The organism is Amycolatopsis umgeniensis, assembly GCF_014205155.1.
Classification (GTDB): domain Bacteria; phylum Actinomycetota; class Actinomycetes; order Mycobacteriales; family Pseudonocardiaceae; genus Amycolatopsis; species Amycolatopsis umgeniensis.
The window spans coordinates 6,512,603-6,531,148 of the sequence record NZ_JACHMX010000001.1 but is presented as its reverse complement, the minus strand read 5'-3'; the positions used below and the strand labels follow the sequence as shown (position 1 = coordinate 6,531,148).

The following is an 18,546-nucleotide window of genomic DNA, read 5'->3' as shown; positions in this document are numbered from 1 at the left end:
ATCAGCTCCCGGCCACCAGCGACAGCTTGCTGACCGCCCGGCGCCCGGTGATGGAACCGTCCGGAGCCGGGGCGCCGTAGGTGACGTCGACGCCGCGAGCCTGCAGCGCCCGCACGATGCCCGGCACCGAACGTTCGGCCAGCGCCGCGATCGTCATCGCCGGGTTCACCGTCAGCGCGCCCGGCACGGAAGCGCTGTCGGTCACGAAGATCCCGGGGTGGTTGCGGAGTTCGTGGTTCGGGTGCAGCGCCGAGGTCTCCGGATCGTCACCGATCCGGCAGGACGCCAGCGGGTGCACGGTGTACGCGCCGACGACGTCGTTGGTCCACGGCGCCACCTTCGCCAGGCCGTCCTTCTCGAGGATCTCCTTGCACTCCGCGTCGGCCAGCGACCAGCCGTGCAGGGTGTTCGGCGTCGGGTCGTATTTCAGAGGGCCGCGGCCGAGCATCTGCTGCGAGATGCGGTAGGCGTTGCCGGTGGGCGGCGGCGCGCCGAAGACGCCCTCGTTGTCGTCCTCGGTCATCAGGAAGATGGTCAGCCAGGAGGCCCACTGCTTGAGGATCTCCTTCTTCTGCGGACCGAACCAGCGTGGTTCGTCGCCACCGGGCACCTGCGCGAGGATCGTGCCGAGCCCTGGCGGGAAGTACAGCTGCTCCAGCGAGTACCGCTCGTACTCCGGCAGCGAGCCGTCGAGTTTGTCCCAGTTCGCCACGGTCGGGCCCTTGCCGATGTGGTTGGCCTCGTAGACCTTCCCGTCCTCACGGGACAGTCCGAGCACCTCGCGGACCCGCTCTTCGTTGATGATCGCGGTGTTGAGCCGCTCACCGTTGCCCGAGAAGTACCGGCCGACCGCGTGCGGCATGGTGCCCAGCGCCGACTCGGACCGCTGCAGGATCACCGGGGTCGCCCCGGCACCGGCGGCGATGATGACGACCTTCGCGTCGATCGTCCCGCTGCCGGACTGCACGCGGTAGTCCTCGTCGTCGACGATGTTGAAGTGCACGCGGTAGTCGCCGTCGTCGATCCGCTCGATCCGCTGGACCTCGTGCAGCGGCCGGATCTTCGCACCGTGCGCGAGCGCGGCGGGCAGGTAGTTGGTCAGCAGCGAGCGTTTCGCGTCGAACCGGCAGCCGGCCATCATGAAGTTGCAGTTCACACAGCGGTCGTTGTCCACCGCGACCGGCGCCGGGTTGGCTGTCCGTCCCGAGTGGTCGCAGAGCGCGGCCCACAGGCCACCGGCGTACGAGACGTCGTTCCAGTCCTGTGTGGACACCGGGAGCGAATCCGAAACCCGGTCGTACCAAGGCTCCAGCGTGTCCCTCGTCAGCGCCGACGGCCACATGCGCCTGCCGATGCTGCCGTGGCGCTCGAAGACGAACTTCGGCGCCCGCGGCATCGCGGCGAAGTACACCACGCTGCCGCCGCCGACGCAGTTCCCGCCCAGCACGCTCATCCCGTCGCCGACGACGAAGTCGAACGCGCGGGTGTAGGACGAACCGAGCAGGTAGTCGTGCTCGAACTCCTTCGTCTCCAGCCACGGCCCACGTTCCAGCACGGTGACCTTCGCCCCGCCCGCGGCCAAGTGGTAGGCGGGGATGGAGCCACCGAACCCGCTGCCGACGATGACGACGTCGGTCTTGTCGTACGCGTTCATGCGGGGCTCCCGGAGGGCGTGGTGTCAGGGTGGAGTTGCGCGAGTTCGCGGCGGTAGGAGAACTTCGGGAACCGCCACAGGCCGTCCTCGTCGGGCGCGGTGTACCCCATCGCCAGCAGACCGGGGTGGCCTTCGGCGATGGCTTCGGCGGTGTGCTTGTGCGCCGCGCTGTCGAAGGACATGTTGCAGAACAAGGCGAGGCTGACCCAGCCGTCCTTCTCCGGATGCCCCGGTGCGGTCAGCTGTCGCACCAGTGCCGTCCTGTCCACGAAGGACAGTGCGACGAACGACGGCAGCGTCTCGTCCAGGGTGAGGTCGTGTTCCTTGGCGTAGACCTTCGCGTGGTCGTTGAGGGACTGCGCCAGATAGGGCAGTCCGACGGTCACCCCGGTCGCCTCGGTGTGCAGCAGTTCGAGCGCGCCCGCGACGACGGCACCCGGCCCCGCCGAAGCACCGGCGATCGCGTGGTCGTCGGGGAACCGCTTCTCCCCCGGCACGATCGTGTCCGCGTAGGCCTCCAAAGTGGACACCTTGACCTGTTCGTCCGAATCCACGGAACCTACCTCCTGTTCCTCGTGTGCACGGTCATCGGGAGGCCGCCGCGCACCCGCAGCGACAACATCGCCTCCGGGACGACTTCGTAGCCCGGCAGCTTCCTGAGCTCGAGATCCCGCAGGACCATCGTCAGCACGAAAACGGCCTCCATCACGCCGAGGCTGTTGCCGATGCAGAACCGCGGCCCGGCGCCGAACGGGATGTAGGCGTACCTGGGCCGCCCGCTCGGGCGGTCCGGATCGAAGCGGTCCGGGTCGAACTTCTCCGGATCCGGCCAGAAGTCCGGGTGGCGATGCAGGGTGTAGGGCACGACGACGACGTCGGAGCCGGCGGGGATGTGATAGCCGCCGATCTCGTCGTCGGCCTGCGCCACCCGCGGCAGCAGCCACACCGGCGGGTACAGCCGCATGACCTCCTCGACCACCCTCGCCGTGTACGGCAACCGGTGCAGGTCGTCATGCGTCGGCAGCTGGTCGCCGAGGACCTCGTCCGCCTCGGCGCGCAGTTTCGCCGCGACGTCGGGATGTTCGTCGAGCAGGTGGAACGCCCAGCCCAGCGTGCTCGCCGTCGTCTCGTGCCCGGCCAGCAGCAGGGTGATCAGCTCGTCGCGCATCTGCTCGCGGGTCCCGTCGGTGGCGATGAGACGCGAAAGCACGTCCTCGCCGCCCTCGATCGGGTTCGCCAGCCGCTGCTCGACGAGTTCCTCGGCGATCCGGCGGAGATCGTCCCGCGATTCCTTGAACCGCAGTTGTTTCTTGAGCGGGGCCCACTGCGGGACCATGCTCAGCGTCACCGCCTCGAACATCGCCTGGTCCTGCACCGCTTCGAACGAGTGCCCCAGCGAGGTGAACCCGCCGAGGTCCGCGTCGAGCAGCGTCTTGCCGAGTACCCCGAGCGTCAGCCCGGTCATCTCGTGCAGGATCTCCACCGGTCCCTCGGTGTCCCGCAGGTGTTTCACGAGACCTTCGACCTCGTTCGCGACGACCGAGGCCTGCCGCGCGATGCGCTTGGGCTGGAACACCGGCTGGATGGTCCGGCGCTGCTTCTTCCAGACGTCGCCGTCGCTGGTGAGCAGCCCGTCGCCGAGTGCCCGCCTCGCCTCCTGGAGGCCGATTCCCTTGTGGTAGTTCGCCGCGTTGTCCGCGAGTACGTGTTTCGCCAGCTCGGGATGGTTCACCAGGTACATCGTCTTGGGACCGATCGCGATCCGGACGACGTCCCCGTGCGCCTCAGCCGAGTCCGACATGAGCGCCAGCCGGTCGGTGAAGAGCTTCTTGAGCAGACCGAAGGTCGCTCGGCGCGGCGGCCCGGGGGGCGCGAGACGCGCCCCCCGGGTGGTTTCCGCACCGGAGGTCATGCCGCCACGGCCCCGGTCTCTTCGGTTTCCGGCTTCTCCGCCGGCTTGGGCAGGCTGGTGACCTCGGCCGACTTCGCCTGCTCGGCCTCCCACTTGGCGGTGGCCTTCTGCGAGAAGTGCAGGCCCCACAGGAACATCCCGCGGATCAGGCAGACCAGGGCGGTGGCGAGGAAGAGGCCGTACGCCACGTGGACCACCATGAAGAACCCGTAGGCGATCGCCACCCCCGAACCGAACAGCATCTGCGACGCGGGCTTCGACGGGGTCGTGCCCGGGTCGGTGACCATGTAGTTCGTGTAGAGCACGAACGCCACGCCCGTCATCATCCCGAGCGCGCCGGGGATGGCGGTGTCGAACACCAGGCCACGGATGATCGCCTGCAGCGCGAACGTGATCAGCCAGGCGCCGATCAGCCACATCCGCTGGGTCAGCAGCGCGTTGAGCACGGTGCCCGAGATCATGATGATGCCGACGATCAGCCAGCCGACCCACGAGTCGACCTGCTCGGTGAAGTGATAGGGCGGCGCGATGCTCGCCCAGGGGAACACCAGCAGGATGATCGTGATGCCGAAGTTCGACGGGTTCATGTAGTGCCGGAGCCTGCCGCGCACCGGGGCCTGGAGGACCCACTTGGCACCGACGGCGACCACCACGCCGAAGATCATCACGAGGACCTGGTCGTTGACGTAGGTCAGCATGTTCAGCGCGAGACCGGTGATGTGCGCCGGGAACAGGAACTCCACCAGTCCCTTGAAACCGTTGCCCCGGAAGCGGACGTCACGCCCCTGGACGCGCGCCCCGATGATCTCCAGCAGGATTTCCGTGGTGTACGCCGTCGCCAGCGCGATGAACGGATAGACGTACGGCTGCTCGAAACCGAGCACGGTGTAGCCGATGATGTTGAAGATGGTGATCGAGATCGCGAACCGGCGAAGGGCCGTGATCGTCTTGTTGCTCTTCGGTGCGGTGAGTGTCTGCTCAGCCATGACGGTCACTTCTCCTTAGCCTGAGCGCCGAGCTGGAACGTGTGGTTGCCCGGGGTCAGCTGGACTTCCTGGGTGCGGATGGTCCCCGTCAGGTCGCGCCACTGCAGGCACACCTTCACCGGCCCGGTGACCTTGCCGAGTCCGATCTGGACCTCGTGGCTGCGCTTGCCGGAGTGGCCGCTGCCGCCGTCGACGCGGTCCATGTACTTCTTGCCGTCGGGGGTGATGACGGTGACCTGCGCGCCGATCGCCGCGGTTCCCGCCGCCGGCAGCGGACCTTCGGCCGAAGCCTTGTCGTGCACCAGCTTCAGGTTCAAGTACGACCCGGAGTCGGGGCTGACGTTGCGGTAGAAGATCGGCTGCTCCCACTGGCGGGCCACGGCGAAGTCGAGCTTGCCGTCGCCGTCGGCGTCACCGGTGGCGATGCCGCGAGTGGGCACCGGGACGGCGAGACCGAGGCGCGGGGCCAGGTCGGTGTAGCGGCCGTCGGATCCCTTGGCCCAGAAGTGCAGCGTGTGGTCGCCGCCGACGTCGTCACCGGCCACCATGTTCGGCCAGAAGTACGGGTGCTTCAGCAGTTCGTCGTTGGACGTCGCCAGTTCCTGCAGCTGCGGCCAGCGGTTGACGTCACCCTTGACGAAACCGGTCGCCTGGGTGATCACGGACTCGCCGCTGTTGTTGTAGTCGGCGATCTTGACGTCCCAGCCCCAGCCGGACCACGCGGTGCCCGCCTGTGCGCTGCGGTCCACCCACGGTGCCTCACCGCCCTGCAGACGGCCGCGCAGATCCGCGGTGTCCTTGGCGGTGTTCATGAACTGGAAGTGGCTTTCCTCGATACCCCACGACGTCGTGATGTTGCTGACGTACAGGTCGTAGAGACCGTCGTGGTCGAGGTCGGCGAAGTCGACGCCCATGCCCTTGAAGGAGTCGTTGCCGAGCACCTTCGACTTCGGCTCGGCGGCCCCGCGGATCCCCTTCACCTCGGCGAATTCGACGTGGCCGGGGCGGGACTTGTTGTACAGCAGGCGGTCGTGCCCGAAGTCGTTGCCGATGTAGAGCTCCGGCAGGTTGTCGCCGTCGACGTCGGTGGCACTGGCCGCGAGCGACCAGCCGCCCTGGGCGTCGGCCGGGATGGCCTTGTCGTCGAGGGCGAACGTCGCGGTCGGTTTCGCGCCCTGGGTGGCACCGGTGAACCGGAGGATGTACTTGCCACCGGCGTTGTCGGCGTGCGACATCGATTTGTTCATCTCGACCCCGCCGTCGACCCGGTCGTCCAGCACCGCGCTGTCGGGGAAGTAGTTGCCGATGAAGACGTCCTGGTGGCCGTCGCCGTCGAAGTCACCGACGGACGCGGCGTTGGTGTTCCACAGTGGACCGGAGTACTCGCCGTTCTTGGAGTTGTTGCCCGGCACCAGCTCCACCGGCTCATACGCCGACGGCTCGAGTTTGGTTGCGACCGGCTTCGCCAGGAAGGCGATCGGCGTACGGCCCCAGTAGTAGGCCAGCAGGTCGACCCGCCCGTCCTCGTTCAGGTCGGCGGGGACACAGCCCATGGGTGCGATGTACTTGCCCATCGGCAACGGCGCCGCGTCGAGCGCGAACGGCGCGTACCGGTCACCGCCCTTGCCCGGCGTCGGGGTGACGACCACCTGGTCGCTGCGCGGGTCCACGAAGCACAGGTCGTTGGCGAGCTTGTCCCCGTCGAGGTCGTTCACCGCGATCGCGGCGCCGACCGACGAGATCCAGGCGCGGATGTGTTCGTACTCCTTGTTCACCGTGCGGATCGACTGGCTCTTCGCCGCCTCCGGCAGGGCGATCGTCAAGGGTTCGAACGCGTACTTGGAGGCCATGGTGTCCGCTTCGGCGGTGGAGACCGTCGGCAGCTGCGCCACCACGAAGAGTCCCGCCATCAACAGCAGCGCCACGATGCCCGCAAGCTGCTTGCGGAGCCAGCCCAGGGTCGACCTCATTTGCCTGCACCTCCAGAAGTGAGTACCTCGGCGGCGATCTGCTGTCGCCAGGTTTCGAAATGCGGGAGCTCGCCGTCGCGGACCACGGCGGGGCGAACTTCCTGGGTGATGGCCGCGGCACGCTCGGCGGGCAGCCCGCAGATGGCCTGTGTGGCGACATCGGTCTCGGGGATCAGCAGCCCGGCGCGGACGCGGGCCTCGGCGGCGAAAGCGCTGCCCTGCGCCAGGTTTCCCCGGTACTCACCGGCGAACTCGGCCAGCTTCAGCAGTTCGTCGGAGGTGACACCGCACGCGTACGTCGAGGCGAGCCCGACACCGGCGTAGAGGTCTCCGTGGCGCCGCTCGGGGAAGCGCGCGATCGCGTCGGTGACACGATCGACGTCGGTGCCGCAGATGAACCACAGCGCCCGGCCGATGCCCTGGTCGATCGCCCGCAACGAGTAGCCGTTGTTTCCCTTGGGCCAGTTGAAGTCCTGGTCCTGGAACTGACCGTCGATGTACTTGGCGGTCTTGAAATAGGCCTGGTGGAAGCCGTACCCGTCGAGCACCAGCCAGCGCAGCAACGGGTCGAAGTCCTCGGCGGACGGCCAGCGGAAACGCGGCAGCCGCGCCATCGCCCAGCCGACACCGACGTAGATGATGTAGTCGTGTTTCTCGCCGGGACCGGCGAGGAAGTCCGCGATGTGCCCTCGGCCGCCTCCCGGCAGCCCGTCCAGCATTCCGTACCCCATTCCCGCGCCTTCGTAGGCGAAACCGCGGTATTTCACCGGAATGTCTTCGAGCCATTCTTCCGCCTGCTCGACGGTGCGCGCTTCGACAGCGTGCGCGTAGCCGAGCAGGAATTTCTCACCGACGGTCTCCAGCAATTCTTGAGCGGCTGGGCTTTTCTTGTGGAAACCCCGCTTGTCCAGCGACGTCTCGGAGACATCCGGTGTGATCATGCGACGTCTGAACGTGCGCCAACCATTGCCCAACGCACTCTCCCCCTAACGGGTGGATTCGGATTCAAAGGACTGGTTAAAGGCTCACATGTGCGGCGATGGAGCAGCTACTCCACGGTTGCGCCCGCGTTCTCCCGGTTTGCGTGACCGGGAGAACGCGGGAACAAAACGTTCGGTCAGGCCACCGCACGGAGGTAGCCGGGCGCGGGCATGGTCATCCGGTTGCCGGTGGAAGCGGGCCCGCCCGCCAGGGTGATCGCCATCGGGGCGTCGGTCGGCTGCGGGGTGCGCATCGGCATCCGCAGATGGACCCGGCCGAACCGGGTGATGTCGACGCGGGCGGGCAAGGTGCCCACGGAGAACGAAGAGGCCGCCGTCCCCGCGGCGTGCTCGGCGACCGCGATCACGGTCCAGCGGCCTTCGGGGACGTTCTGGATCTCGATGTCCGCGGACAGGACGTTGGCCCTGCCGCCGAACGCGACCGGGCCGCACTGCGGGATCGACTCGGCGAACAGTCCGATGAGGACACTCGCCGGGCCCGCCCCGCGCGGGGTCTCGACGCGCACGCTGATCGTGCCGGTGCCGCTGCGCATCGTGGCGCAGCCCATTCCGGCGCTGTGCAACGCCTCCAGGGTGGGGAGCCGCTGGAAATGCGGCGCCAGCGCCACGAGCAGCTTGCCGACCTCGGGGTCACGGTACTGGGTCGGGGTCATCCCGACCGCACGGGTGAAGCGGCTGGTGAACGTGCCGACACTGCTGTAGCCGACGCTGCACACGATGTCCGACACCGTCAGCGAGGTCGTCAGCAGCAGTCGTTTCGCTTCGAAGAGCCGGATCGCGGTGAGGTACCGGCCGGGGGTCACCCCGGTCGCCTTGGTGAAGATCCGCGAGAAGTGGAACGGGCTGACGAAGACTTCGGATGCCAAGTCGCCCAAGGTGATCGGGTCGAAATACCTCGCGTGCATCGCTGAGATGGCCTGCAGCACCGCGGGTTGCAAGGGGGACGCCGGCTCGAGGAGCCGACCGGATTCGATGACGCCTTTCTCGTTCGCCGCCGTGGCGACTGTTCGTAGCTGCATCAGACCAACCTCGGATTCGCCGTCGCTTTTCCTCTGTGGTCAGCAAACGCGTCACCGATTTCGAAGCACTCGACACGCGATCGAGATGGGGTCTGTCCAGGCGTTATCCAGGTCTGCGCGATCGGCGAACGGTCGAGTCGACAGCACGAACGGCGATCTCGCGTGATTGAGAGGCGATCTCGCGTGATTGAAGACGGAACACGCGAGATCCGCCTTCAATCACGCGAGTTCGGTGTTCAGTCACGCGAGATCGGTGTTCAGTCAAGCCGGGAGATCGAGCGCGCACTCCCCGACGCCCACCTCGGCGGGCCATTCGAGTTTGAGGGCGCGGTCGACGCGGTCGCCGGCGTCCACCGGGACGGCGTGCGCGGTCAGCCCCATCGCGCGGGCGACGAGATAAAGCGTCTGTTGCAAGGCGCCGACGTGCGCGAGCGTCGTGGCGTACGCGCCACCGCCGAGTACCGACGCCATCCTCGGCATCCGCGCGGTCACCGTGATCAGCGCCGAGGGACGCCGGTGGTTGCCGCCGCCGATCATCGCCATGTCGAGCATCGCGTCGAGATCGGACTCGTCGTCGTTGACCAGGCTGAGCCGGTGGTCGAGCGGATCGTAGTGGTAGATCCCGCGATCCAGCCCCGAACAACGGTTCACCGAGACGTACAGCTCGAGCTCGTACAGGCAGGCGACGCTGAAGTACGGCCGCTGCGAAGCGCTGTGGCTGGGCCCGTTGGGCATGTGGGCGGGCCCGATCGACCGGATCCGCGCGCCGCGGAACAGGAACTCGCCGATCTGCTCCGCGGACAGCACGCCCTCGGTGAATTCGGGGCAGCTGTGGTCGTTCTCCAGCAACGTCGTCAGCGTCGGATCGGTTTCCGCGCGGTCGGCCAGATCCGGCCGGTAGAGCGCGTACACCGGTCCCTCGCCGGTGGCGGCCTTGACCACCGGCGGTTTCCCGAGCCCGGGCAGATCGGCCGGGCCACCGGGCCGCCAGGTCCGGCTCGTGGTGTGGAACAACAGTTCGTCCGGGGACCACAGGCCCAGCTCGGGGTCGTCGTCCTCGGCGAACCGGCCGTGCTCCCCGGCGATCTGGACGACACCCGCCGCGACCAGATAGGACACGATCGCGCCGACCACGCCGGCCTCGATCCCCGTCGTGGTGGCGATGTCCCCCGTCGACTTCGCCGTCGCCAAGGTCGCGGCAACGTGCACCGCCCACGGCTGGTACAGCACGACGCGGTACCGCGCGGACGGCGACTCCAGCCCCATCCCGTCGGCATCGGAGCGCAGGGAACAGAAGCGGGACAACCGGATCGGGCGCGCGGCCGGGATCTCCACCGGCTCGAACACGGGCGCGAGCACCACCGGGATCACCGACAGCAGCGGGCCTTTCCCGTCGGCGAGACCGAGTGAATGCACCACCGAACCGCCGAGCTCCTTGAGCGCTTGGCGCAGCGCGTCGGCGCCCTCGGCCGTCCAGCTCAGCTCGCCTTCGAGATCGGGCTCACGCTCGACCGGTTCCCAAGACGAAGTCACGTTCGCCAGGGAGACCGGCCCCAAGGCCATCCGCCGCAACGATTCCCGGACCAGTGGTTCCGCACGGTCGAAGTCGTACTCCCCCCACCGGGTGACGACCACCAGTGAGCCGTCCTCACCGATCTCGACAAGGCTGTCGTCGGTGAGCGACCACAGGGGGATCGTCTCGGCCACACCGGCGGGGGGATCAGTCGACACCAGTTGCTCCAGCGGGATCTACAAGAACATGGGGAAGGGGTTCAGCCGGTCGTAGGAGGTGGGTTCGGCGAGCCTGCCGAGCCGCACCGGCACGTCGAACAGCCGTCCGGGGGCGAAGCGGCTCCAGAAGGGCCGCAGCCCCGGAACGACCACCCTGACCACCGGCAGGTCGATGTCGGGTCGGGTCTGATCGAGCACCAGCGTCTCCATCCCCAGCGCGGACAGCTTGCGTACCAGTGATTCCACGTCGTCCCGTACGTCGGGCCGCCGGACGAACTTGAAGTCCGCGGCCCGTCTCGCCGATCGCCCGGGCGCCGGCCGCAGGTACGGCTGGTTGGCGACCGTAGCGTGCCGGAGCCACTGCGCCGCATCGGGATCGTCGAGTTCGACGTCGTTCGCGAGCACCGCGGGGATCATCTGGTTGAGCTCGCTGACCGCCCTCCGCAGCGCCGTCCTGGGGTCCAGGTGGGCGCCGAATCCCATCATGACGTTCTCGCGCGGCCCGGCGATACTCCTGGACAGCGCGACCATCACCGGGACGCCGAGGTCCGCGGTCAGATCGAGGACCCACAGTTCCCGGCCTGCCCGCGCGTACTGCCCGACCATCTCCTCGGCCCACGGGTCGTCGAACGTGGCGATGTCGACGCCGGGCATGGGAAGCCGGTTGTACCACCACATCGCGACGGCGTCGCGCTCGACGAGCTCGAGAAGTCCTTGCAGGATCGCGTCTTCGAGGCTGCTGCCCGCCGCGCAGCCATTGGAGTCGGCGCGCATCCCCGTGATCCCGCACTCCGGCGGCACGCCGTAGTAGAGGTACGCCGTCGGCATCAGCTTCCGGCGCTGCTGCGAAAGCGACCACAGCGGCGTCCAGTCGACGGCGGCCTTGTCATCGAACCGTTCGGGGACGTGCTGGAAGATCGCGTGCTTGGCGTTCCATTCGTCGCGCGCGGCGTACTGGCGCTCGTCGAAGAGCATGCACGAGTTCGGGTGGACGGCGTCCTCGCCGAGCGCGCGGAAGGTGTCCCGGATCCGCAGTTCGTCGCCCTGGTAGTTCGCGGAGAACCGCTCGATCGCTTCGCACAGCGCGCCGACCTCGGCGTCGAGCGGGCTCGCGCCCTTGCCGCCGTTGTCCCCGCGCAGCCCGGCCTGCAAGCCGGCCTCACCACGCACCCGACGCGCGACGTTGAGCCCGGAGCGGTACGCGTTCACGAACGCCGGCGCCCTCGGGTCGCGGGCGATCTCCTTGATGACGCCGGTGACCGGGCTGACCAGGTGGCCGTAGCGGTCGAGCACCTCGACCGGGGTGAGCGTCCGGTGCCCGCCACCGCCCGAGGTCGCCTTCTTCGCTTCCCGCAGCACGACCGGTTCGGCCGTCCGCTCGGCGACGATCCCGTCGTCGCCGCATTCCGGACACTGCGGGCGCCGCCGCAGTTCGTGCAGCCTGCCCTGCAGGTCGAGGGTGTCGAGGATCCAGACGGCCTGCTGACCCGGATACCGGTGTCCCGCCAGCCATTTGGACGCTTCGAGGGAGATCAGATGCGACGCGGCCGCGGTCAGCGGCGGCACGGCGGGCATCGGGAACGAGGCGGGGCCGTCGTGCCCGAGCACCTCCTGCACACAGGCCTCCGCGTGCCGGTGCCCCCACAGCCGGTTGGTCAGGCAGTGCCAGCAGCCGGACCGGCCGGGTTGCATGATCGGGCCGATCCACACCTGCGAACCCGACGGCCGCGCCAGCAACCACGGCCTGCCGGTGCGCCGGTGCTCGGCGTCGATCTCGGCCAGCCTCGGGTCGAGGTAGTCGTCGCACAGCACGATGGCCAGTTCGGAGGCGGTGCCGACCACCTCGATACCGCTCGCGACGAGCGCGTTCTGCACCTGGGAGGTGTCCACACCGCGGCCGATCGCGGTCAGGCTCGCCGTCGCGGGCTTCTGCCGGCAAGCCACCGCGGACGCGTCGAGACCGCACGCGTCCCAGTACGCGAGCGCGCGCTCGTCCCCGCTGAGCTCGTCCGGCACCCGGACGGTGACCAGACCCGCTTCCACCAACCGCGCCAGCACCCCGGTGACCTGCTCGGCGCTCATCCCCGCCGGGCAGGCGGACAGAACCGCGTCGAGGTCACGGGTGCCGTCGAGCAGCGCCGCCACCGAGGCGACCTGCGCGCCGCGCATCGCGATCACCCCCTGCTCCGAGAACAGGTATGCGCCGTTGCCCTCGCTGATCTCCGCGCGCAGATGCCGTTTGAATCCCAGACCGCCGGTGCTGGAGCCGGACCCGGTCAACACGGTCTCGTGCATGGGAACCCCCTAGGTCGGTGCGGTCTCCGAATCCTGCTGCCAGAGAGCACATATCGGCCAGTGCGCGATTCACGGCTCGGATGTGAAAAACCCATGTTTTCCCGGGAGACACGCACGCGGGACCTGGTGGACGGCTCACTGGCCCGGTGACGGGGCGCTCTGTCACTGTCGATGCACTGGGAAAACGACACGACGCGTATCGAGCTGGAGGGCGCTTGCGATGTACCCCGGATCACGAGTATCGGACACGCACCACGGCTCGGCACCCAACCCGATTCCGGCGCTGTCCGCAAGTCCACTCCGCTTCACGCTCCTCGGCCCGCTCGAACTCCTGCGGGACGGGATCGACTACGCGCCGACGACACCGAAACTGCTCCAGGTGCTCGCCATGCTGGTGATGAGCCCGGGCAAGATCGTGCACATCGACACGATCGTCCAGGAACTGTGGGCCAACGACCCGCCGCGCAGCGTCCGCACCACGATGCACACCTACGTCTACCAGCTGCGCCGGTGCATCGACGAGAACGGCCTCGCCCCCTACGGCGAGACCATGCTGGCGACGAAACCGCCGGGTTACGTGTTCCGGATCGACCGCGAGCAGGTGGACGTCTTCGAGTTCCAGGCACTGCAGAAGAAGGGCCGGGAGCTGCAGCTACGCGGCGAGCACGCCGAAGCGGCGAAGTCCTTCCGGGAGGCGCTGGACCTGTGGGCCGGCCCGCCGCTCGCGAACGTCCATTGTGGACCGGTGCTGTCGGCGTACGCCGTCGACCTCGTCGAGCAGCGGCGCAGCACCCTGCACCTGCGCATCGAGGCGGACATCGCGGCCGGGATGCGGCACGAGCTGATCGGCGAACTGCGTTCACTGGTCACCGCGAACCCGCTGGACGAAGCCCTGCACGGCCAGCTGATCCGCGTGCTCGGCCGCAGCGGGCGACGATCCGACGCGCTCGCGACCTACCGCCAGGTGCGCGCGAGGCTCAACAATGAACTGGGCGTGGAACCCTGCGACGAGCTGCAGATCCTGCACCATGACCTGCTCTCCGAGGGTGAACCCGCGTGAAAACCGACCTCTGCCACGGGAAACGAAAGTGAGGATCGACGGATGAGCAGTCGTACCTATGGACAGTTCTGTGGTCTCGCCAGGGCGCTGGAGATCATCGGCGAACGCTGGTCGCTGCTGATCGTCCGTGACCTCGTCCTCGGCCCGAAGCGGTTCACCGAACTGCAGGCGGGCCTGCCCAAGATCCCCGCGAGCACGCTGTCCGCGCGGCTCAACGAACTCGAGCAGTCCGGCGTGCTGCGCCGCCGCCTGCTCCCCCAGCTCGACGCCGCCGTGGTCTACGAACTCACCGAGTACGGCGGCGAACTCGACCAGATCGTGCTGGACCTCGGTCTCTGGGGGGCGCGGTCGCTCGGGCAGCCCGCTCCCGAGGACGTTTTCACCCTGGACGCGGCGATCCTCTCGCTGTACACGACCTTCCAGAGCGAGAAGGCCAAGGGCACCCACGCCACCTACGAGCTGCGCTATCCGGGTGAGATGGTCCTGCACGCGATCATCGAGGACGGCGCGCTCAAGGTCGCGGACGGCGCGCACCCCGGCGCCGACGCGACGATCGAGCCGCTCGGCCCGTTCATCAAGGATCTGCTGAGCGGGGAGCTCAGCGCCGCCGACGCGGTCCGGACCGGCAAGATCCGGATCGAGGGCGCCTTCGAGTACTTGGAACTGTTCACCGAGCTGTTCCACATCCCCGCCGCGCCTCAGGTGTCGAACGGAATCGTCATCCGCTGACCAACCGGGCCACCATTCCGTGACCCACGGTGCATTTCACTGATCCATTCGTGGTTACCGGCAACCGAACGGCGTAACACTACGAGTCAGATCAGCAATCCGGAGTAACGGGAACGGCCGGTTCGCGGGATATCTTCGATATCCGTCACCGGCCGGTCTTTCGCCCAAGGAGCCTCTTCATGGCCTCACTCGATTCGCCACGTCCGGGCCTACTCGCCTCGCTCAACGGGAAATACCACCGCGCGGCGCTCAACATCTTCGCGCTCGTCGTGCTCGCTCACTGGGCGGAACACCTGGTGCAGGCGTTCCAGATCTACGCCCTGGGCTGGAAGACCTCGGACGCGCGCGGCGTGCTCGGCATCCCGTTCCCCAAGCTGATCAGCTCCGAATGGCTGCACTACGGCTACGCCATCGTCATGCTGATCTTCCTGTTCGCCCTGCGCAAGGGCTTCGCCGGCCGCTCGCGGCAGTGGTGGAACCTGGCGCTCGGCCTGCAGTTCTGGCACCACATCGAGCATCTGCTCCTGCTGATCCAGGCACAGACCGGCTGGCGCCTCGGCGGCGGGACAGCGCCGAGCAGCATCATCCAGCTGTTCATCCCGCGCGTGGAGCTGCACCTGTTCTACAACACGATCGTCACCATCCCGATGATCATCGCGATGCTCGTGCACCGGAAGGCCGCCGCCGCCGAATGGCAGCTGACGGGTTGCACGTGCGCGCCCGAGAGCCGGCGTGAGCTGGCGTCGACGGCCTCGTGACCAGGAGACTCTTCGCGCTCCTGGCCCTGGTGGCCGCGTGGTTCGGGGTCGCGGTACTCGCCGCGGCCCCCGCCTCGGCCCACGTCGAACTCCTCTCCTCCACCCCCGCCGACGGCGCCCGGCTCACCTCGGCGCCCCCGCTGGTCTCGATCACCCTGTCGGAGAACATCGGCATCCAGCCGAACTCGATCAAGGTCGTCGACCAGCAGGGCACGAACGTCGTCAGCGGGCCGGTGTTCCAGCCCGGTGACGTCGCCGAGCAGGTCGCCGTCAAACTCGAGCCGGATCTCCCCGACGGCAGCTACCTCGTCGAGTACGCGTTCGTCTCGACGGACTCACATCCCGTCCGCGGCACGATCGCGTTCGTGATCGGCACCGGGCCGCTCATCACCTCGGCGGGCGCGGTGTCCGCCTCCACCGGGACCGATCCGGTGACCGACGCGCTGTTCACCACCTTCCGCTGGGGTTCTTTCGGCGGGGTGGCCCTGCTCGGCGGGCTGGTGTTCGTGCTGGTCTGCCGTCCGGGCGGCCGGACCGACCCGGCGGCGCGGAAACTGATCACCACGGGCGTGTGGCTTTCCGCCCTGACGGCCGTGGCCGGGTTCCTGCTGCAAGGCCCCTACGTCGCGGGCCGGGGCGTCGGCGCGGTCTTCGAACCGGAGCTGATCGAGGCGACCCTGCGAGTGGCGTACGGGAAGCTGCTGCTCCTGCGCCTGGCCGCGATCGTCGCGCTCGCCGTGATCGTGCGACGGCTGCTGGCGGGCGACCTGCCGGACAGGCTGCGGTCGCGCTACGAGAACCTCGGCATCGCGGCCGGGTTCGTCGTGATGCTGAGCTTCTCCGCGACCGGGCACGCCGTCGCCGACAAGATCATGTTCCTGTCGGTCAGCGCCGACCTCGCGCACTTCGGTGCGATGGCCGTCTGGGTGGGCGGGCTGATCCAGCTGGCCGTGCTGCTGCGCGGCAGGTACTCGGCGGACGAGGCCGAACCGGCGTTGGCGCGGTTCCACCCGATCGCCACCTGGTCGATCGTGATCATGGTGGTCAGCGGCGCCTATCTGGGCTTCCGGCTCGTCCCGTCGGTGGAAGCGCTCTGGACGTCGGCCTACGGCATCGTCTTCCTGCTGAAGCTGACCGGTTTCGCCGCGTTGCTGCTGGTGGCGAACCTGAGCCGCAACGCGGTGCGACGCGGGATCGCCGGCCGCGGCGGCACCGGCGTCGTGACCGCCGACCTGCGGAAACTGCGGGTCAGCGTCGGGGTCGAGGTGCTGATCGTGGCCGTGGTGCTCGCGCTGGCCGCGGCGCTGTCGTCGATGTCCCCGACAGGCTGATCAGCGCTCGACGGCCTCGGCCGGCGGGACGAACGGCCCCCACGTGAAGGCCCGGAGCCACGGTTCCGGATCGCCCAGCCAGTCCAGGGCGGCGATCTGGGCCGGGCTCCGGCGCCCGGCGAGTGACCGGTACAGGTCCACGGGCGGGCCCGAGAGCACGGCGGCGACCGGTTCGGTGCCGGCGATCCAGGTCGCGCCCTCGATCTCGATCCGCATCCCGGGCAGCCCGTGGCTCCCCAGCGAGGTGGCGAGACCGCTGACGAGCACTTCGAAACCGCGCAGCCAGGCCGCGTGCGCCTCCGGCGGCGGAACGCCGAGTGCGTAGCGGAGATCGAGTTCGTGGGTGAAGGCGTCCATCACCATGATGTCGCCGCGGCTCTTCCCCTCGCCGTCCGCGGCGAGGAGGGTGTCGGCCTCGAGTCCGCGCTCGGTCCAGAGCCGCAGCAGTTCGGCGGCCGACGCCGTCTCCGGAACCGGGCACGGCTCACCGCCGAACCGGGTGATCACCCGGTCGCAGATCTCGGTCAGATGCGCGAGCAGATCCCGCACGCTCCACTGTGGACACGACGGCACGGTGCGGCCGCCCGCGCCCGCGTGATCGGCGAGCAAGATCGCGATGTTCTCTCTGACCTGCCGATACCCCTCGGCCGCGGTCGCCGTATTCCAGCCAGGGACCCGAATTCGGCTACTCGTCACGCGGCCACCTCCACTGTGAGTCAAGGGACAGGGGTCAAGCGATGATCGTCCATTCTCCCACCGGTTCCAGGATCACCCTTCTTCCCGCTTGCGCGGACCGCTCGGCGCAAAGATCACCCACCAGTGACGCGTGTCGTTGCGGCTTCAGGCACACTGGGCGGGGAAAGCCCCCGTGCGACAAGGAACTCTGTCGTCTACGAGAAGCCGCACACAGGTGACGGATCGCCCACTGTGGAGGTGACCAATGGAAATGCCCGGCTTCGATCTGGCGTGGCGTGGTTTCAATCGCGCCCAGGTCCGGGAATTCGTTCGCGAGGTGGAAACCGAACTACGGCGCGTGGCCGCCGAACGCGATGAAGCGCTTCGCCGCGGCGAAGCTCTCGCCGCCAGGCTCACCGCCACCCAAGAGGAAAACCGTGAGCTGAAGGCCAGCGTCGACCGGATCAGCCGCGTCCCGATCGCCCCGGACGCGCTGCAGGAGCGATCGCGCCGAATGCTCGAACTCACCCGCGAAGAGGCCGAAGACATCACCGCGCGCGCCACCGAAAAGGCTGCCGAGGCCGAGGCGGAGCGGAGGCGGATCACCGAAGACTTCGAACTCGCCATGACGCTGCGCAGGGCGGAGGCGATGCGCGTGCTCGCCGCACAGGACGAAGCCGCGCAGGCGAGAGCACGGAAACTGCTCGACGACGCCGCCACCGAAGGCGAGCGCCTGGTCTCCGAAGCGCGACAGAAGGCCGACGTGGCCCTCAGCCTGCGCGAGGGTGTGCTGAAGCAACTGCTCGGCTGCCGCGATCTGCTCGCCGAAGCCGGTACGGTCCTGACGCTCACCGCCGACACGAAACCCGAAGTGCCCGTTCAGCGCCGGAGCAGGCCAGAGGCCCGCACCGGCACCGAAGCGGCCGCCACTTAAGCGTCGTCGCCCGACGAATAGACCACCGGCCGGATCTCCATCGCGTTGATGTGCGCGTCCGGGACCTGGCCCGCGATCTCGATCGCGCGTTCCTTGCTGTCGCATTCGACCAGGTAGAAGCCGGCCAGATACTCCTTCGACTCCGCGAACGGGCCGTCGGTGACCACCGGGACGCCGTCACGTACCCGGACCACCGTGCTCTCCTTCGGCTCCCCCAGCGCCTGCGTCCCGAGCAGCTCGCCGCTCTCGGTCAGCTTCTTCATGAAAGGGTCGATGCGGGCGACCACCTCGTCGCGCTCGGCCTCGGGGAGGGCGTCCCACGCGGCGGGGTTCATCGTGATCATGATCATGTACTTCATCGGTGTTCCTCCTGGTCGTCCGGCCGTGTCCCGGCCACTCACGCAGGAGTCGGAGTCACCGGATCGTCCTCGACATCCTGGCACCCGCGAATTTCGCCCGCCCGGGGCGGATACGTGGGGAGGGTATACTCG

16 protein-coding genes are annotated in these 18,546 nt (G+C 68.3%); 5 read left to right on the top strand and 11 right to left on the bottom strand.

From position 1 onward, the window contains the following. Position 1: 1 nt before the first annotated feature. The 9 genes from HDA45_RS30520 to HDA45_RS30480 all read right to left on the bottom strand — a co-directional run bounded on the left by HDA45_RS30520 (position 2) and on the right by HDA45_RS30480 (position 12,568). Positions 2–1,654 (bottom strand): GMC family oxidoreductase N-terminal domain-containing protein, encoded by a 1,653-nt coding sequence (locus HDA45_RS30520; RefSeq protein WP_184901124.1) that lies wholly within the window; start codon positions 1,652–1,654, stop codon positions 2–4. After that, entirely contained in the window at positions 1,651–2,208 is a 558-nt protein-coding gene (locus tag HDA45_RS30515; RefSeq protein WP_184901122.1) for a DUF5987 family protein, read from the bottom strand. Before HDA45_RS30515 ends, HDA45_RS30520 begins: the two co-directional genes overlap by 4 nt. Positions 2,209–2,213: 5 nt before the next feature. Further along, on the bottom strand, positions 2,214–3,566 hold the full coding sequence (locus tag HDA45_RS30510) for a cytochrome P450 (protein WP_184901120.1): 1,353 nt from the start codon (positions 3,564–3,566) through the stop codon (positions 2,214–2,216). Continuing rightward, positions 3,563–4,552 carry an enediyne biosynthesis protein gene (locus HDA45_RS30505; RefSeq protein ID WP_184901118.1) on the bottom strand — a complete coding sequence of 330 codons (990 nt, stop codon included), beginning with the start codon at positions 4,550–4,552 and terminating at the stop codon, positions 3,563–3,565. Before HDA45_RS30505 ends, HDA45_RS30510 begins: the two co-directional genes overlap by 4 nt. A gap of 5 nt (positions 4,553–4,557) precedes the next feature. Then, positions 4,558–6,522, bottom strand: a complete 1,965-nt coding sequence (locus tag HDA45_RS30500) for a CRTAC1 family protein (RefSeq protein WP_184901115.1) — start codon at positions 6,520–6,522, stop codon at positions 4,558–4,560. Further along, a complete protein-coding gene (locus HDA45_RS30495; RefSeq protein ID WP_184901113.1) occupies positions 6,519–7,496 on the bottom strand; it encodes a DUF1702 family protein in 978 nt (325 codons plus the stop codon). Before HDA45_RS30495 ends, HDA45_RS30500 begins: the two co-directional genes overlap by 4 nt. A 143-nt stretch (positions 7,497–7,639) precedes the next feature. After that, positions 7,640–8,542 (bottom strand): helix-turn-helix domain-containing protein, encoded by a 903-nt coding sequence (locus tag HDA45_RS30490; RefSeq protein WP_184901110.1) that lies wholly within the window; start codon positions 8,540–8,542, stop codon positions 7,640–7,642. Positions 8,543–8,803: 261 nt separating this feature from the next. Next, entirely contained in the window at positions 8,804–10,249 is a 1,446-nt protein-coding gene (locus tag HDA45_RS30485) for a SagB family peptide dehydrogenase (protein ID WP_184906210.1), read from the bottom strand. A 42-nt stretch (positions 10,250–10,291) separates the two neighbouring features. Next, positions 10,292–12,568, bottom strand: coding sequence for a TOMM precursor leader peptide-binding protein (locus tag HDA45_RS30480; protein WP_184901108.1), 2,277 nt, complete (start codon positions 12,566–12,568; stop codon positions 10,292–10,294). Between the two features lie 220 nt (positions 12,569–12,788). Between HDA45_RS30480 and HDA45_RS30475 the strand changes: the two genes are divergently transcribed. From HDA45_RS30475 to HDA45_RS30460, 4 genes are all read left to right on the top strand, one after another. Then, entirely contained in the window at positions 12,789–13,628 is an 840-nt protein-coding gene (locus HDA45_RS30475) for an AfsR/SARP family transcriptional regulator (RefSeq protein WP_184901106.1), read from the top strand. 42 nt (positions 13,629–13,670) lie between these two features. Next, positions 13,671–14,357, top strand: a complete 687-nt coding sequence (locus HDA45_RS30470; protein WP_184901104.1) for a winged helix-turn-helix transcriptional regulator — start codon at positions 13,671–13,673, stop codon at positions 14,355–14,357. 179 nt (positions 14,358–14,536) lie between these two features. Next, on the top strand, positions 14,537–15,115 hold the full coding sequence (locus HDA45_RS30465; protein WP_184901102.1) for a hypothetical protein: 579 nt from the start codon (positions 14,537–14,539) through the stop codon (positions 15,113–15,115). Next, the gene (locus tag HDA45_RS30460) at positions 15,112–16,446 is read left to right on the top strand and encodes a copper resistance protein CopC (RefSeq protein ID WP_184901100.1); all 1,335 of its coding nucleotides are present in this window, start codon (positions 15,112–15,114) and stop codon (positions 16,444–16,446) included. The genes HDA45_RS30465 and HDA45_RS30460 overlap by 4 nt, the downstream gene beginning before the upstream one ends. On the opposite strand, the gene HDA45_RS30455 is transcribed toward HDA45_RS30460, so the two are convergent. Then, positions 16,447–17,142: a maleylpyruvate isomerase family mycothiol-dependent enzyme gene (locus tag HDA45_RS30455; protein WP_184901098.1), complete on the bottom strand. Its 696-nt coding sequence runs from the start codon at positions 17,140–17,142 to the stop codon at positions 16,447–16,449. 250 nt (positions 17,143–17,392) lie between these two features. On the opposite strand from HDA45_RS30455, the gene HDA45_RS30450 reads away from it, so the two are divergent. Beyond that, positions 17,393–18,055, top strand: coding sequence for a M protein (locus HDA45_RS30450; protein WP_246480837.1), 663 nt, complete (start codon positions 17,393–17,395; stop codon positions 18,053–18,055). Here the strand turns inward: HDA45_RS30450 and HDA45_RS30445 are convergent. Further along, on the bottom strand, positions 18,052–18,414 hold the full coding sequence (locus HDA45_RS30445; protein ID WP_184901094.1) for a YciI family protein: 363 nt from the start codon (positions 18,412–18,414) through the stop codon (positions 18,052–18,054). The genes HDA45_RS30450 and HDA45_RS30445 overlap by 4 nt on opposite strands. Positions 18,415–18,546 lie beyond the last annotated feature (132 nt).

Coding starts and splice junctions, on each gene's coding strand:
- HDA45_RS30520 (WP_184901124.1), bottom strand. CDS start 1,654: ATGAACGCGTACGACAAGACCGACGTCGTCATCGTCGGCAGCGGGTTC.
- HDA45_RS30450 (WP_246480837.1), top strand. CDS start 17,393: ATGCCCGGCTTCGATCTGGCGTGGCGTGGTTTCAATCGCGCCCAGGTC.
- HDA45_RS30500 (WP_184901115.1), bottom strand. CDS start 6,522: ATGAGGTCGACCCTGGGCTGGCTCCGCAAGCAGCTTGCGGGCATCGTG.
- HDA45_RS30465 (WP_184901102.1), top strand. CDS start 14,537: ATGGCCTCACTCGATTCGCCACGTCCGGGCCTACTCGCCTCGCTCAAC.
- HDA45_RS30480 (WP_184901108.1), bottom strand. CDS start 12,568: ATGCACGAGACCGTGTTGACCGGGTCCGGCTCCAGCACCGGCGGTCTG.
- HDA45_RS30475 (WP_184901106.1), top strand. CDS start 12,789: ATGTACCCCGGATCACGAGTATCGGACACGCACCACGGCTCGGCACCC.
- HDA45_RS30445 (WP_184901094.1), bottom strand. CDS start 18,414: ATGAAGTACATGATCATGATCACGATGAACCCCGCCGCGTGGGACGCC.
- HDA45_RS30470 (WP_184901104.1), top strand. CDS start 13,671: ATGAGCAGTCGTACCTATGGACAGTTCTGTGGTCTCGCCAGGGCGCTG.
- HDA45_RS30490 (WP_184901110.1), bottom strand. CDS start 8,542: ATGCAGCTACGAACAGTCGCCACGGCGGCGAACGAGAAAGGCGTCATC.
- HDA45_RS30505 (WP_184901118.1), bottom strand. CDS start 4,552: ATGGCTGAGCAGACACTCACCGCACCGAAGAGCAACAAGACGATCACG.
- HDA45_RS30510 (WP_184901120.1), bottom strand. CDS start 3,566: ATGACCTCCGGTGCGGAAACCACCCGGGGGGCGCGTCTCGCGCCCCCC.